Source organism: Stenotrophomonas sp. 3(2025) (genome assembly GCF_052665395.1).
In genome coordinates this window covers 1-12,603 of sequence record NZ_JBQOIF010000008.1, presented here as the reverse complement: position 1 = coordinate 12,603, position 12,603 = coordinate 1, and the positions used below count along the sequence as shown (strand labels likewise).

Below are 12,603 nucleotides of genomic sequence, written 5' to 3'. Positions count from 1 at the left end.
ACATGATGCGGCGCTGGCTTACCAGACCAGGTCGTCGGGTACCTGGTACTGCGGGTCGGCGTAAGGATCTTCCTCGGCCGGTGCATTCGGGTCGACCTTCAACGCCACCGAAGCGGCGAACACCGCTTCAGACTGGGCCAGGACTTCAGCTGTCACCAGCAGGTAGCGACCGTTGAGCTGGACCACGCCCAGTTCACCGGCATTAAGTGCCTTGAGCTGCTCGGCGGTGACGTAGATACGCTTGATCTTGCCGCCGTACGGGAAGTGGCGCGCGATATCGGCCGCTTCAGCATTCAGGCTCTTGTCCTTCAGCAGTTCTTCCAGCTTCACCTTGGCCTCGCGGCGCTGGCGGGCTTCTTCCTGCTTCAGGCGCTCGGTCTCGATGCGCTCTTCCTTTTCGCGCTGGGCACGGATCGCGTAAGCCTTGGCCAGATCCATTTCCTCGGCGGTACGCGGCTTGCGCGGCCCTTGCCCGTGGCCCTGGCCACGCTGCTGGCCAGGCTTGCCCGGCCCGCCATTGCCATGCGCCCGCCGCTCGCCGGGTTTGTGTTCGCCCTTGCCAGCGTGCTGCGGCTTTCCATTGCCAGCGCCACCCTTGCCCTGCGGGCGGCCATCGCGGCGGGGGCCATCATTCTTGCGCTCGGGCTTGGGCGCGGGCTTGAAGCCCAGGCCCATCAGCTGGTCGCGGAGGGTATCGCTCATAGGATATGGATCAGTAGTGCGGCGGCGGCGGTTCGCTCGCCGGATCAGAAGAATTCAATGCATTGCGGACCTTGCCCAGGTCTTCCAGCAGCACGCGCAGGATGCCGGCATTGCGGCTGCCCTCCATGCGCGCGTCTGCAAGTGCATCGCTCAGTTCGGCCAGCGCGTGTTCCTGGAAGGACACGCGCATCTCCAGCTCGACCAGGCGCGCTTCCAGCGCCTGCTCGCGTTCGGTCGGTACTTCAGACATGCAGCGAACGTCCCCGGCCAATGCCGTAATACGCGAGGCCGGCGGCCTCGACTTCAGCCGGCTCGTACAGATTGCGGCCGTCGAACACCACCGCATCCTTCAGCCGCTCGCGCAGCATCTGGAAATCGGGGCTGCGGAATTGCTTCCACTCGGTCACCACGACCAGTGCATCGGCGCCCTGCAGCGCATCGTCGGCGCTGTCACAGAACACCAGATCATCGCGCTCGCCGAAGATCCGCCGCGATTCATGCATCGCCTCCGGATCGTAGGCGCGCACTGTCGCACCGCCTTCCCACAACTGGGCCAGCAGGCGACGGCTGGATGCCTCGCGCATGTCGTCGGTGTTCGGCTTGAACGCCAGGCCCCACACGGCGAACGTCCTGCCGCGCACACCTTCGTCTTCGCCCTTGTCGTAGTGGCGCTGGATCAGGGCAAACAGGTGCCCCTTCTGCGATTCATTGACCGCCTCCACCGCGTTCAGCAGCTTCGGCTCCAGGCCGGCCTGCTGCGCGGTGCGCGCCAGTGCCTGCACGTCCTTGGGAAAACACGAACCGCCGTAACCGGCACCCGGATAGATGAAGTGCCAGCCAATACGCGGATCCGAACCGATGCCCTGGCGGACCTGCTCGACGTCGGCGCCCACGCGCTCGGCGATGTTGGCGATTTCATTCATGAACGAAATCTTGGTTGCCAGCATTGCATTGGCGGCGTACTTGGTCAGCTCGGCCGAACGCACGTCCATCTCCACCACGCGATCGTGGTTGCGATTGAACGGTGCGTACAGGCGACGCATCACGGCGACCGACTCGGCGCTGGTCGCACCGATGATGATGCGGTCAGGCCGCATGCAGTCGGCAACGGCGTCGCCTTCCTTCAGGAATTCGGGGTTGGACACCACGTCGAAGGCGATATCCGCCCCACGCGCCGCCAGCTCCCCGGCAATGGCCGCACGCACCTTGTCGGCGGTGCCTACCGGCACCGTCGACTTGTTGACCACCACGGTCGGCACCGAAATGTACCGACCGATGGTGCGGGCCACGGCCAGCACGTACTGCAGATCGGCGCTGCCATCCTCGTCCGGCGGCGTGCCCACGGCGATGAACACCACCTGGCCGTGGCCGATGGCGGTCGCCGCGTCGGTGGTGAACACCAACCGCGACGCGGCGTGGTTGGCCTTCACCATCGGCTCCAGGCCGGGCTCGTAGATCGGGATGATGCCTTGGTTGAGGCCATCCACCTTGGCCTGGTCGATATCGACGCAGACCACCTGGTGGCCAACGTCGGCCAGGCAGGTGCCGGTCACCAGACCTACGTAGCCGGTACCAAAAATCGCAACGCGCATATCCGTGCTGACTCCGTGTTGGCTTACGGCAGAACGCCCAGCAGCTCGACGTCGAAGGTCAGGGTGGAATTCGGACCGATCGGACCACCCGGGGTGCCGTTCTCGCCGTATGCCAGTTCACCCGGGATCCAGAAGCGGTACTTCGAGCCGACCGGCATCAGGGCCACGCCCTCGGTCCAGCCCTTGATGACCTGGTCCAGACCGAATTCGGCCGGGCCACGCCCTGCTGAACTGTCGAACACCGTGCCGTTGAGCAGCTTGCCCTCGTAGTTCACGCGCACCTTGCTGGTCGGCAGCGGACGTTCGCCACTGCCCGGACGGATCACCTGGTACTGCAGGCCCGACGGGGTGGTCACCACGCCCGGCTGGGTCTTGTTCTTGGCCAGGAACGCGTTGCCTTCCTGACGGTTGGTCTGTGCTGCCTGTGCGGCCTTGGCCTGCATCTCGGCCTGCTTGGCACCCATGAACGACTGGATGGTGGCGGTCGCGTCGGCTTCGGTCATCTTCGGCTGGCCCTTGCTCAGGCCAGTGTTGATCGCGTCAAACAGCGAGGCGGTATCGATATCGTCCTTCAGCTGTGCCAGCGACGGACCCACCGAATAGGCGCCGATCATCTGCGCGACCTTGACCCGGTCGACCTTCGCCGGCTGCGAGCCCGGCGCGACGCCCGGCACCTGCTGGCCGCTGCGGGCCATCACCACCTGGCGCAGGGCGGCATCGGTCGCTTTGGCCTGTTCCTGGGTGATCTGCGGCTGCAGGCCTTCGAAGGAACGCTCCACGGCAGTGCGCAGCGCGGCTGCATCGATTTCATCGGCGATCGGCGCGAACGACTTGGCCACGTCCAGACCAATGGCGTAGCCGAGCTTCTGCTTGGGGGAATTCAAGGGTGCGGTCTCCTTGGCGGCCGAAGGAGCGGCCGGTTGTTGCGACAGGGCGACACCCGTGGTGCCCATCGCCAGAATCAGAACCGACGCCGCGGCGCCGCGCATTCCCATTTTCATTCGCTGCATTCCTGGAAGTGACTGGACGCCGACGTCGGCGCGAAAACACGTATTGTCGCACGCATGCCGTCGATGTCGAGGCATCCGTGCCGGCATTCAATGTGCGGCCGGTGCCGCCAGCGCCTTGTCGATGGCCGCTTTCAGCTGCGGATCATCCGGGGTGACCTTGCTGGCGAACTGGGCAATGACCGTGCCATCGCGTCCGACCAGATACTTGTGGAAATTCCAGGCCGGCGCCACGCCGGTGGCGGCGGTCAAGCGCTGATACAGCGGCGTGGCCTGTGCGCCGGTCACGTGCACCTTTTCGAACATCGGGAACTTCACACCATAGGTAAGCGTGCAGAAATCCTGGATCTGCTTTTCATCACCCGGCTCCTGCCCCTTGAAATCGTTGGACGGGAAGCCGAGCACGGCAAACCCCTTGCCGGCGTACTGCTTCTGCAGCGCTTCCAGACCCTCGTACTGCGGCGTATAGCCGCACTTGCTTGCCGTATTGACCACCAGCAGCACCTGCCCGTGGTAACGCTGCTGCAGGTTGACCTGCTGCTTGCCCGCCAGCGGCCGGTACGACAGATCCAGCAGATCGGCGGCCGAAGCGGCGGCCGACGTGGCCAGGCCTGCGGCCAGCAGGGTCAACAGGGACAGGCCGCGAAGGCGGCGCGAGGAGGCAGTCGACAAAGGCATGGGAGACGGTCCGCGGTAGCCATTCCAGGGGTCCGGCCGTGACCGGCCGGGAATCGGCCGAACTATAGCACCGGGGTCTGCACGTCTCCGGAGCGCATACGTTGTCGCGCTTTGCGCGGCGTGGCGGAAGCAGTCTGCCGCGCGTCCCAGCCCGCTGCTGATGACATAGCATGGACATGGCTGAATGGGAGGTCGACTGAAAACCCCCGTCGCAGTTTCTCTTTTTCGATGCATATCAAACGGTTGAACGAATATTGCGGTGCCGTGACCACCCCTGCCATCAGTTGGGTGGGGGCAGGACTTGCACACAGGCGTGCCGGTGTTATAGTTGCATACAACACCAGTCACCTGAGACAGGGGGAACCATGAACAGTCGGATGCGTCGCAGCCTTGCCGCCCCCGCGGTCACCGCGGTATCAACCCTGTTCGTGCTGGTCTGGCTGGCCATGCCGGCACCGCCGGCTGCATCCTCCCCCGTCCTCTCCGAAGACAGTACGCAGGACGCAGCAGCACCCACGGCAGGGAATGCCGCTCCCTCCCCCTCCCCCCCGCGTCGGCTGCACAGCTCCCTGTCCATGCCGTATTTCTCGTTCGCACAGCCGCTGACCCCACGGAGCTGAATATGAGCGACATCCAGTGGAGCGACGGCGCTCCCATCTACCGCCAGCTGAAGGAACGCGTGATCGCCATGATGCTTGACGGAATCCTCAAGCCGGGCGATGCCCTTCCTTCGGTGCGCCAGGTGGCCGCCGATTACCAGCTCAACCCCATCACCGTTTCGCGCGCCTACCAGGAGCTGGCCGACGAAGGCCTGGTCGAGAAGCGCCGCGGACTGGGCATGTTCATGACCGAACAGGCGGCCACGCAGCTGCGCAGCAGCGAGCGCGAACGCTTCCTCAATGAAGAATGGCCGGCCGTACTGGAACGCATCCAGCGACTGGGCCTGAGTCTCGACGAATTGTTGCCCCAGGGGAAATTCTGATGAATGCCAGTCCCACTACCGCTGTGCCAAGCGACGCTGTCATTACCGCCCGTGGCCTTCGCAAGGCTTACAAGAACACGCTCGCGCTCGACAACGCCACCTTCTCCATTCCGGCAGGCCGCATCATCGGCCTGATCGGCCCCAATGGTGCCGGCAAGACCACCGCGCTGAAGGCGGTACTCGGCCTGACCTCGGTGGAAGGCGAACTGAGCGTGCTCGGCCGTGACCCGCGCGTGCACCGCGACGATCTGATGAACGACATCTGCTTCATCGCCGATGTCGCCGTGCTGCCCCGCTGGCTGAAGGTGCGTGAGGCGATCGACTTCGTCGCCGGGGTGCACCCCCGCTTCGATCGCGCCCGCTGCGAACGCTTCCTGGCCAACACCAAGCTGCAGCCCAAGCAGCGCGTGCGTGAACTGTCCAAGGGCATGATCGTGCAGCTGCACCTGGCCCTGGTGATGGCCATCGACGCCAAGGTGCTGGTGCTGGACGAACCCACGCTCGGCCTGGACATCCTGTACCGCAAGGAGTTCTACCAGCGCCTGCTGGAAGACTACTTCGACGAGCAGAAGACGATCATCGTCACCACCCACCAGGTGGAAGAGATCGAGCATATCCTCACCGACGTGATGTTCATCCGCGATGGTCGCATCGTCCTCAATGCGGAAATGGACGAGGTCGGCGAGCGCTATACCGAACTGCTGGTCGGTGCCGACCAGCTTGAAACCGCCCGCGCACTGAAGCCCATCGACGAGCGCAGCCAGGCCTTCGGCAAGACCGTCCTGCTGTTCGATGGGGTGCCACGCAGCCAGCTGGCCAGCCTGGGTGAAACCCGCAACGCCGGCCTTGCCGATCTGTTCGTCGCTGTCATGAAGGGGACCTACGCATGAATGCCGTCAACCATCCTGTCAGCCCTGCAGGCACCCTGCGCTGGCTGCTCAAGCGCGAGTACTGGGAAAACCGCGGTGGCTTCCTGTATGCCCCGGTGATCGCAGGCATCGTCTCGCTGCTGATGAGCAGCATCGGCATCGGCCTGGGCCTGTTCGCCCTGCACCGTGCCGCGCGCGACGGCGGCCTGCACATTGATGGCGAGGACGTGAACATCAACGGCCTGGATCTGGGCCTGCTGACCCGCCAGATCAGCGCCAAGGACATGGCTGACCTGGGCAATGGCCTGGACCTGACCCTCATCCTCAGCTCGACCTGGCCCTTCCTGGTACTGGCGTTCGTGGTGTTCTTCTACTGCCTGGGCGCGCTGTACGACGACCGCCGCGACCGCAGCATCCTGTTCTGGAAGTCGCTGCCGCTGTCCGATACCCAGACCGTACTGTCCAAAGTGCTCAGCGCGCTGATCGTGGCCCCGCTGGTTGCCACCCTGGCCGCCATCGTCACCATGTTCGGCTTCCTGCTGATCATCAGCCTGGTCGCGCTGACCCATGGCGGCAGCCCCACCACCCTGATCTGGGGCCCGGCCAGCCCGCTGACCCTTGCCGCCGGCCTGCTCGCCGCCATCCCGGTCTACGCGCTGTGGGCACTGCCTACCGCCGGCTGGCTGCTGCTCTGCTCGGCCTGGGCCAAGAGCAAGCCGTTCCTGTGGGCGGTGATGCTGCCGCTGTTCGCCGGCATCATCGTCAGCACCACCAAGCTGATGCACCTGTTCGACCTGAGCACCGGCTGGTTCTGGCAGCACATCGTCGGCCGCCTGCTGCTGGGCACCGTTCCCGGCGTGGACCTGCTGTACCGCCTGGGCGCCAGCAACGAACACAAGAGCCTGGATTCCATCGTTTCGCTGATGGCCCCTGCCCAGCAGCTGAAGTCGCTGGCAATGCCCGACCTGTGGATCGGCGCGGCCTTCGGCGTGGCCTTCATCTTCATCGCCATCCGCCTGCGCAAGCGCGCTGGCGAAATCTGATCTCCAACCTGGAGGCACCACCCATGCGTTCCTTGATTGCCTGTACTGCACTGTTGCTGTTGCCGCTGTCGGCGCTGGCCGCCGATGCGCCGAACTGCAAGTTCTCCGCGCCGCGCACGTTGAAGATCGACGCGGCCGGTGCCAAAGCGGTGGTGTTCGAGATCAACCAGCATGACCTGAAAGTGGTCGCCAGCGCCGGTGGCGGCCAGCTCGAAGGCCGTGCCTGCGCGTCCAACAAGGACTGGCTGGACCAGCTGGTGCTGGACCAGCGCCGCGTAGGCGACAAGCTGGTGGTGAGCCTGCGCCGCGACAGCCGCGACACGCTGTCGATGGGTAACAGCTACGCCTGGCTGGACATCCGTGGCAGCGTGCCGGACAACCTGCCGCTGCAGTTCAAGATCGGCTCGGGCGATGGCAGCATCGAGAACGCGCAGTCGCTGAGCATGGACGTCGGCTCCGGTGATGGCATCGCCCGCGGCACCCGCGGCAGCGTGCATGCCGCCGTGGGTTCGGGCGACCTGGACGTCGATGGCGCCGCATCGTTCAACCTGCTCTCGCTGGGCTCGGGCGACGTCAACGCCCGCAACATCGGCGGTGATGCCAGCGTCGGCACGGTCGGTTCCGGTGACCTGAAGGTGACCGACGTGCGTGGCAACGCGCGGCTGGATACCGTCGGCTCGGGCGACATCGGCTTCAAGCAGGTGCAGGGCAACGTCGAGGTCGGCGTGGTCGGCTCCGGCAACGTCGATATCGAGCAGGTCGGCGGCAATGTCCGCGTGCGCAGCCATGGCTCGGGCGACATCGATGTCGACGGCGTGCGCGGCAACCTCACCGTCGAGCGCAGTGGCAGCGGCGATGTACAGCATCGCAACGTGTCCGGCACCATCACCCTGCCGCGCGGCAAGTAACGTCCAACCATCCCATCCGAGGGGAATGCCATGAACCTGCTGCGCCTGCTGCCTGCTGCCCTGCTGTGCCTGCCACTGATCGCCTGTGGCGACACCTCCAGCCCCGACAAGACCGCCGGCAAGGCGGTGGCCGACACCGCCGGTGGCGTCGGCCAGACCGTCAAGGAGGCGATGGATGACGCCCGCAGGGAAATCGCCGACGGCAACATCAAGATCTCGGCCGACAACCAGCCACGCGCGGAGATCACTCCGCAGGGACAGCTGCTGATCGGTGGCAAGCCGGTGGCGCTGGACGATGGCCAACGTCGCCAGCTGCTGGATTACCGCGGCCACGTGGTGGCGGTGGCGATGGACGGCATGGATGTCGGCCTGGCAGGTGCCAAGCTCGGCGCCAACGCTGCCGGCGAAGCACTGAAGGGCATCTTCAGCGGTGACAGCGAAGGCATTGAGAAACGGATCAACGCCGAGGCCGCCAAGATCGAGGCGCAGGCCAAGCGCATCTGCGACCGCATGCCGGCCATGCTGGCCAGCCAGCAGGCCCTGGCTGCCTCGCTGCCGGCGTTCAAGCCCTATGCCACGATGGACCAGAGCGATGTGGACGACTGCGGCAAGGACACCGTCGTCAACCGCTGACCCCTGTGACAGATCAGCGCACCCGGCCGGCCGCGCACCTGCGTTGCCGGCCGCAGCGCCCCGGCGGGCTTACAATGGCAGCCCCGGATGCACTTCATCGAACCGCCATGAAAAAGCTGTTTCTGCTGCTGGCCGCCCTGCTCTGCCTGGGCCTGGTCGGCTGTGACCAGGACTACCGCAACCACCGCGCCGAGCGTGGCAAACCCAAGATTTCCGTCAGCGAGAGCATCGTGACCGTTCGCCGCCAGCCGGCACCGAACATCATCATCCTGCCCGACGGGCAGATGAAGATCGACGAGATCCTGATCCCGCTCAACGCCGAACAGAAGCAGATGCTGCAGACGATGTTCGGCAAGCTGCAGGTGCTGCGCCAGAACACGCTGGTGGCCGCACCGGCCGACCCCGACATGCAGCCGGTGAAGATCGTGCCGCCGGAGGGCATGCAGGTGATTCCGCCGGACCTGGTGCAGACCATTCCCGAGTTCAAGGATTACACCGAGACCTTCGGCAACATCGTCGCCGACCGTCGCTGAAACGAACAACGCCGCCCTCCCGGGCGGCGTTCTTCCTTCTCGCCTGTGGTGGCTGCGGACCTCGGCCCGCACACCGCTCGATCAGCCGCCGGCACCACCGCCACCGGCCTGGATGCCGCCGGCCGTCAACGCGGCCGGATCCAGCAGGCGGCGCAGCTCGGCTTCGGCCAGGCCGCTGTCTTCCAGCGCCACGTCCAGCACCGGGCGCTGTTCCTTGTAGGCGCGCTTGGCGATCGCTGCGGCCTTCTCGTAACCGATGATCGGGTTCAGCGCGGTCACCAGGATCGGATTGCGCGCCAGCGCCTCGGCCACACGGTCCTCGCGCACCTTCAGGCCGGCAATGGCGCTGTCGGCCAGCAGGGTCGACACATTGGCCAGCAGGCCGATGCCATCGAGCAGGTTCACCGCGATCAGCGGCAGCGTCACGTTGAGCTGGAAGTTGCCGGTCTGGCCGGCCACGGTGATCGCCGTGTGGTGGCCGATCACCTGCGCGCAGGCCATCACCGTCGCCTCCGGGATCACCGGATTGACCTTGCCCGGCATGATCGAGGACCCCGGCTGCAGTGCCGGCAGTTCGATCTCGCCCAGGCCCGCCAGCGGGCCGGCGTTCATCCAGCGCAGGTCGTTGGCGATCTTGATCAGGGCCACCGCCAGCGCATTGAGCTGGCCCGACAGTTCCACCGCATCGTCCTGCGCGGCCAGGCCTTCGAACTTGTTCTCGGCGCTGTCGAACTTGAAGCCGGTCTGCTGCTTCAGCGCCTTGGCAACCTGCGCACCAAAGCGCGGGTCGGCATTGATGCCGGTGCCGATGGCGGTACCACCCAGCGGCAAGCGGCGCACGCGCTTGAGGCTGTCTTCGATGCGCTCCTGGGCCGAGGCCAGCTGCGCCGACCATGCACCGAATTCCTGCTCGAAGGTCAGCGGCATCGCATCCATCAGATGGGTGCGGCCGGTCTTGACCACCTTGCGCAGGCTGCGGCCCTTCCTGTCCAGCGTCCTGCGCAGGTGCACCAGTGCCGGCAGCAGCTGCTCATGGGTGGCCAGCACGGCCGACACGCGCAGCGCGGTTGGAATCACATCGTTGGAGCTCTGCCCCTGGTTGACGTGATCGTTCGGGTGCACCGTGGTCTTGCCGGCCTTGCCGGCGCGATTGGCCAGGGTGGCGATGACCTCGTTGGCATTCATGTTCGAGGACGTACCCGAGCCGGTCTGGTAGACGTCGATCGGGAACTGCACGTCCCACGTGCCGTCTGCCACTTCAGCCGCGGCAGACTGGATGGCCTTGGCCACGGTCTTCGGCAGATGACCCAGCTCGGCATTGACGCCGGCGGCAGCGCCCTTGACCAGGCCCAGCGCACGGATGAAACCGCGCGGCATGCGCTGGCCCGACACCGGGAAATTCTGTACAGCGCGCTGGGTCTGCGCGCCCCACAGGGCGTCGGCAGGCACCTGCAGCTCGCCCATGCTGTCGTGCTCGATCCGGAACCCCTTGGAGGCACTCTTGCTTGCAGCTTTGCTCATTGCATCAACTCCGCACTACTTCAGTTGGGGAAAGGAAAGCGGCGGCTGGCAGGGTGTCGCTTCCCGGGCTGGCGGCTACGACAACGATACTCCCTTGTCCGCAGCGTGGGATGGCGAGGACGGGCCAGATCGTTTCATCCGCAGGACCGATTGAACGGGTAGCGCCGGGTAGCGCCGGGCCGCGCCCGGCGCGCGCGCAGCGCGCCCCCCCCTTCGCCGGGAATGGCCCGGCGCTACCGAGCATGCGAAGGCCACGCATCGTAGAATATCGGCCCCGCCGCTCGTCCCAGCCCTGCCGACATGTCCGAATCCGCCCTGCTCGCCCTGTCCCCGCTCGATGGCCGCTATGCCGGCAAGGTCGACGCCCTGCGCCCGATCTTCTCCGAGTACGGCCTGATCAAGGCCCGTGTCACGGTCGAAGTGGAGTGGCTGCTGGCCCTGGCCGCCGAGCCGGGCATCGTCGAGCTGACCGCGTTCTCCGACGCTGCCATTGTCCGCCTGCGTGCACTGGCCAGCGGCTTCAGCCCGGCCCAAGCCGCGCGCGTGAAGGAGATCGAGCGCACCACCAACCATGACGTCAAGGCGGTGGAGTACTTCATCAAGGAACAGCTGAAGGACGATGCCGAGCTGGCGCCGGCGCTGGAGTTCGTGCATTTCGCCTGCACCAGCGAAGACATCAACAACCTCAGCTACGGCCTGATGCTGGAACAGGCCCGTCGCGAGGTGCTGCTGCCGACCCTGGACGGCATCGCCACTGCACTGCGCACGCTGGCCCACGCCCAGGCCGGCCAGCCGATGCTGTCGCGCACCCACGGCCAGACCGCCTCGCCGACCACGCTGGGCAAGGAGCTGGCCAACGTGGTCGCCCGCCTGGAGCGCCAGCGCCGGCAGATCGCCGCGGTGGAACTGACCGGCAAGATCAACGGCGCCGTCGGCAACTACAACGCGCACATCGCCAGCTACCCGGATGTGGACTGGCCGGCCTTCGCCGAGCGCTTCGTGACCGGGCTGGGCCTGGTGTTCAACCCGTACACCACCCAGATCGAGCCGCACGACAACATCGCCGAGATCGGTGATGCCGCCCGCCGCGCCAACATCATCCTGATCGACCTGGCCCGTGACATCTGGGGCTACGTTTCACTCGGCTACTTCAAGCAGCGCCTGAAGGAAGGCGAAGTCGGCTCGTCGACGATGCCGCACAAGGTCAACCCGATCGATTTCGAGAACGCCGAAGGCAACTTCGGCATCGCCAACGCGCTGTTCGAGCATTTCAGCGCGAAGCTGCCGATCAGCCGCTGGCAGCGTGACCTGACCGATTCGACCGTGCTGCGCGCGCTGGGCACCGCGTTCGGTCACAGCCAGGTGGCGCTGGATTCGCTGGCCAAGGGCCTGGGCAAGCTGGAAGTGAACCCGCAGCGCCTGGACGCCGATCTGGATGCGGCGTGGGAAGTGCTGGCCGAAGCCGTGCAGACGGTGATGCGCCGCCATGGGCTGCCGAACCCGTACGAGCAGCTGAAGGCGCTCACCCGTGGCCAGGGCATCACGGCCGAGTCGATGCGCACCTTCGTGCAGGGGCTGGAGCTGCCGGCCGATGCCAAGCAGCGCCTGCTGGAGATGACCCCGGGCAGCTACACCGGCCTGGCCGAGTCGCTGGCGAAGAAGATTTAAGGGTTTTTTCCTTGCGGCGGCGGCCGCGTGCGCTGCCTGCGGCAGGCTTGTACTGCCACGGCAACAGCAACAGCAACAGCAACGTCAAAAGCAACGTCAAAAGCGGCTCTGGGTTTTTGCCGTGTTTGGCGGGGCGGGTTGGGTTCGCGGGACACGCCGTAAACCCGTCCCTGGGGGCTCGATGGCGCCATCCATGGCGCCAACGGTCCCGCGAACCCAACCCGCCCCACCTCTGACAGATCCCCGGTGACGGATCGAAGAGCGTTGGGTTGTCGGGACGGAATTGAGAGAGGGACGCGGCTTCGCCGCGTCCCTCTTTGTTTATGGCGCAGGCAGTTGGAGCAAGCGCAGCGCGCGACCCGCTGTTGCCTTGCTTTTCTTCTTCCATTCCGTGGCGGGCCGCCAAGGGTTCCATTGTCCGACGTTCGATGGGATTGCGCACGTGTGCTGGTTTGTCGCGGGGTCCG

General features: G+C 65.8%; 13 protein-coding genes. 7 read left to right on the top strand and 6 right to left on the bottom strand.

The window, feature by feature from the left end; translation table 11 throughout:
- Positions 1-18: 18 nt before the first annotated feature.
- From ACUXVE_RS08100 to ACUXVE_RS08080, 5 genes are all read right to left on the bottom strand, one after another.
- Positions 19-702: a DUF2058 domain-containing protein gene (locus tag ACUXVE_RS08100; RefSeq protein WP_093819051.1), complete on the bottom strand. Its 684-nt coding sequence runs from the start codon at positions 700-702 to the stop codon at positions 19-21.
- Between the two features lie 10 nt (positions 703-712).
- A complete protein-coding gene (locus ACUXVE_RS08095; RefSeq protein WP_025876828.1) occupies positions 713-952 on the bottom strand; it encodes a SlyX family protein in 240 nt (79 codons plus the stop codon).
- Positions 945-2,294: a UDP-glucose dehydrogenase family protein gene (locus ACUXVE_RS08090; RefSeq protein WP_093819050.1), complete on the bottom strand. Its 1,350-nt coding sequence runs from the start codon at positions 2,292-2,294 to the stop codon at positions 945-947. The genes ACUXVE_RS08095 and ACUXVE_RS08090 overlap by 8 nt, the downstream gene beginning before the upstream one ends.
- Positions 2,295-2,317: 23 nt before the next feature.
- Complete coding sequence (locus ACUXVE_RS08085; protein ID WP_049464138.1) at positions 2,318-3,295, bottom strand: FKBP-type peptidyl-prolyl cis-trans isomerase N-terminal domain-containing protein; 978 nt, start codon at positions 3,293-3,295, stop codon at positions 2,318-2,320.
- A 96-nt stretch (positions 3,296-3,391) separates the two neighbouring features.
- Positions 3,392-3,979 (bottom strand): glutathione peroxidase, encoded by a 588-nt coding sequence (locus tag ACUXVE_RS08080; protein ID WP_025876823.1) that lies wholly within the window; start codon positions 3,977-3,979, stop codon positions 3,392-3,394.
- Between the two features lie 622 nt (positions 3,980-4,601).
- Between ACUXVE_RS08080 and ACUXVE_RS08075 the strand changes: the two genes are divergently transcribed.
- From ACUXVE_RS08075 to ACUXVE_RS08050, 6 genes are all read left to right on the top strand, one after another.
- Positions 4,602-4,961: a GntR family transcriptional regulator gene (locus tag ACUXVE_RS08075; RefSeq protein WP_012511573.1), complete on the top strand. Its 360-nt coding sequence runs from the start codon at positions 4,602-4,604 to the stop codon at positions 4,959-4,961.
- The gene (locus ACUXVE_RS08070) at positions 4,961-5,851 is read left to right on the top strand and encodes an ABC transporter ATP-binding protein (protein ID WP_222388885.1); all 891 of its coding nucleotides are present in this window, start codon (positions 4,961-4,963) and stop codon (positions 5,849-5,851) included. Before ACUXVE_RS08075 ends, ACUXVE_RS08070 begins: the two co-directional genes overlap by 1 nt.
- Complete coding sequence (locus ACUXVE_RS08065; protein ID WP_445514182.1) at positions 5,848-6,873, top strand: hypothetical protein; 1,026 nt, start codon at positions 5,848-5,850, stop codon at positions 6,871-6,873. The genes ACUXVE_RS08070 and ACUXVE_RS08065 overlap by 4 nt, the downstream gene beginning before the upstream one ends.
- A 23-nt stretch (positions 6,874-6,896) precedes the next feature.
- Complete coding sequence (locus ACUXVE_RS08060; protein WP_445514181.1) at positions 6,897-7,781, top strand: GIN domain-containing protein; 885 nt, start codon at positions 6,897-6,899, stop codon at positions 7,779-7,781.
- A gap of 30 nt (positions 7,782-7,811) precedes the next feature.
- The gene (locus tag ACUXVE_RS08055) at positions 7,812-8,414 is read left to right on the top strand and encodes a YggN family protein (RefSeq protein WP_222388882.1); all 603 of its coding nucleotides are present in this window, start codon (positions 7,812-7,814) and stop codon (positions 8,412-8,414) included.
- A 107-nt stretch (positions 8,415-8,521) separates the two neighbouring features.
- A complete protein-coding gene (locus tag ACUXVE_RS08050) occupies positions 8,522-8,947 on the top strand; it encodes a hypothetical protein (protein ID WP_093819044.1) in 426 nt (141 codons plus the stop codon).
- Positions 8,948-9,028: 81 nt separating this feature from the next.
- On the opposite strand, the gene ACUXVE_RS08045 is transcribed toward ACUXVE_RS08050, so the two are convergent.
- Positions 9,029-10,468 carry a class II fumarate hydratase gene (locus ACUXVE_RS08045; RefSeq protein WP_445514180.1) on the bottom strand — a complete coding sequence of 480 codons (1,440 nt, stop codon included), beginning with the start codon at positions 10,466-10,468 and terminating at the stop codon, positions 9,029-9,031.
- A gap of 300 nt (positions 10,469-10,768) precedes the next feature.
- Between ACUXVE_RS08045 and purB the strand changes: the two genes are divergently transcribed.
- Positions 10,769-12,136, top strand: coding sequence for an adenylosuccinate lyase (purB, locus tag ACUXVE_RS08040; RefSeq protein ID WP_445514179.1), 1,368 nt, complete (start codon positions 10,769-10,771; stop codon positions 12,134-12,136).
- Positions 12,137-12,603: the final 467 nt, after the last annotated feature.

Bases quoted from the DNA above. Each gene is read 5' to 3' on its own strand.
- ACUXVE_RS08095 (WP_025876828.1), bottom strand. From the start codon at position 952: ATGTCTGAAGTACCGACCGAACGCGAGCAGGCGCTGGAAGCGCGCCTG.
- ACUXVE_RS08065 (WP_445514182.1), top strand. From the start codon at position 5,848: ATGAATGCCGTCAACCATCCTGTCAGCCCTGCAGGCACCCTGCGCTGG.
- ACUXVE_RS08055 (WP_222388882.1), top strand. From the start codon at position 7,812: ATGAACCTGCTGCGCCTGCTGCCTGCTGCCCTGCTGTGCCTGCCACTG.
- ACUXVE_RS08090 (WP_093819050.1), bottom strand. From the start codon at position 2,294: ATGCGCGTTGCGATTTTTGGTACCGGCTACGTAGGTCTGGTGACCGGC.
- purB (WP_445514179.1), top strand. From the start codon at position 10,769: ATGTCCGAATCCGCCCTGCTCGCCCTGTCCCCGCTCGATGGCCGCTAT.
- ACUXVE_RS08045 (WP_445514180.1), bottom strand. From the start codon at position 10,468: ATGAGCAAAGCTGCAAGCAAGAGTGCCTCCAAGGGGTTCCGGATCGAG.
- ACUXVE_RS08050 (WP_093819044.1), top strand. From the start codon at position 8,522: ATGAAAAAGCTGTTTCTGCTGCTGGCCGCCCTGCTCTGCCTGGGCCTG.
- ACUXVE_RS08080 (WP_025876823.1), bottom strand. From the start codon at position 3,979: ATGCCTTTGTCGACTGCCTCCTCGCGCCGCCTTCGCGGCCTGTCCCTG.
- ACUXVE_RS08100 (WP_093819051.1), bottom strand. From the start codon at position 702: ATGAGCGATACCCTCCGCGACCAGCTGATGGGCCTGGGCTTCAAGCCC.
- ACUXVE_RS08075 (WP_012511573.1), top strand. From the start codon at position 4,602: ATGAGCGACATCCAGTGGAGCGACGGCGCTCCCATCTACCGCCAGCTG.
- ACUXVE_RS08060 (WP_445514181.1), top strand. From the start codon at position 6,897: ATGCGTTCCTTGATTGCCTGTACTGCACTGTTGCTGTTGCCGCTGTCG.
- ACUXVE_RS08070 (WP_222388885.1), top strand. From the start codon at position 4,961: ATGAATGCCAGTCCCACTACCGCTGTGCCAAGCGACGCTGTCATTACC.
- ACUXVE_RS08085 (WP_049464138.1), bottom strand. From the start codon at position 3,295: ATGAAAATGGGAATGCGCGGCGCCGCGGCGTCGGTTCTGATTCTGGCG.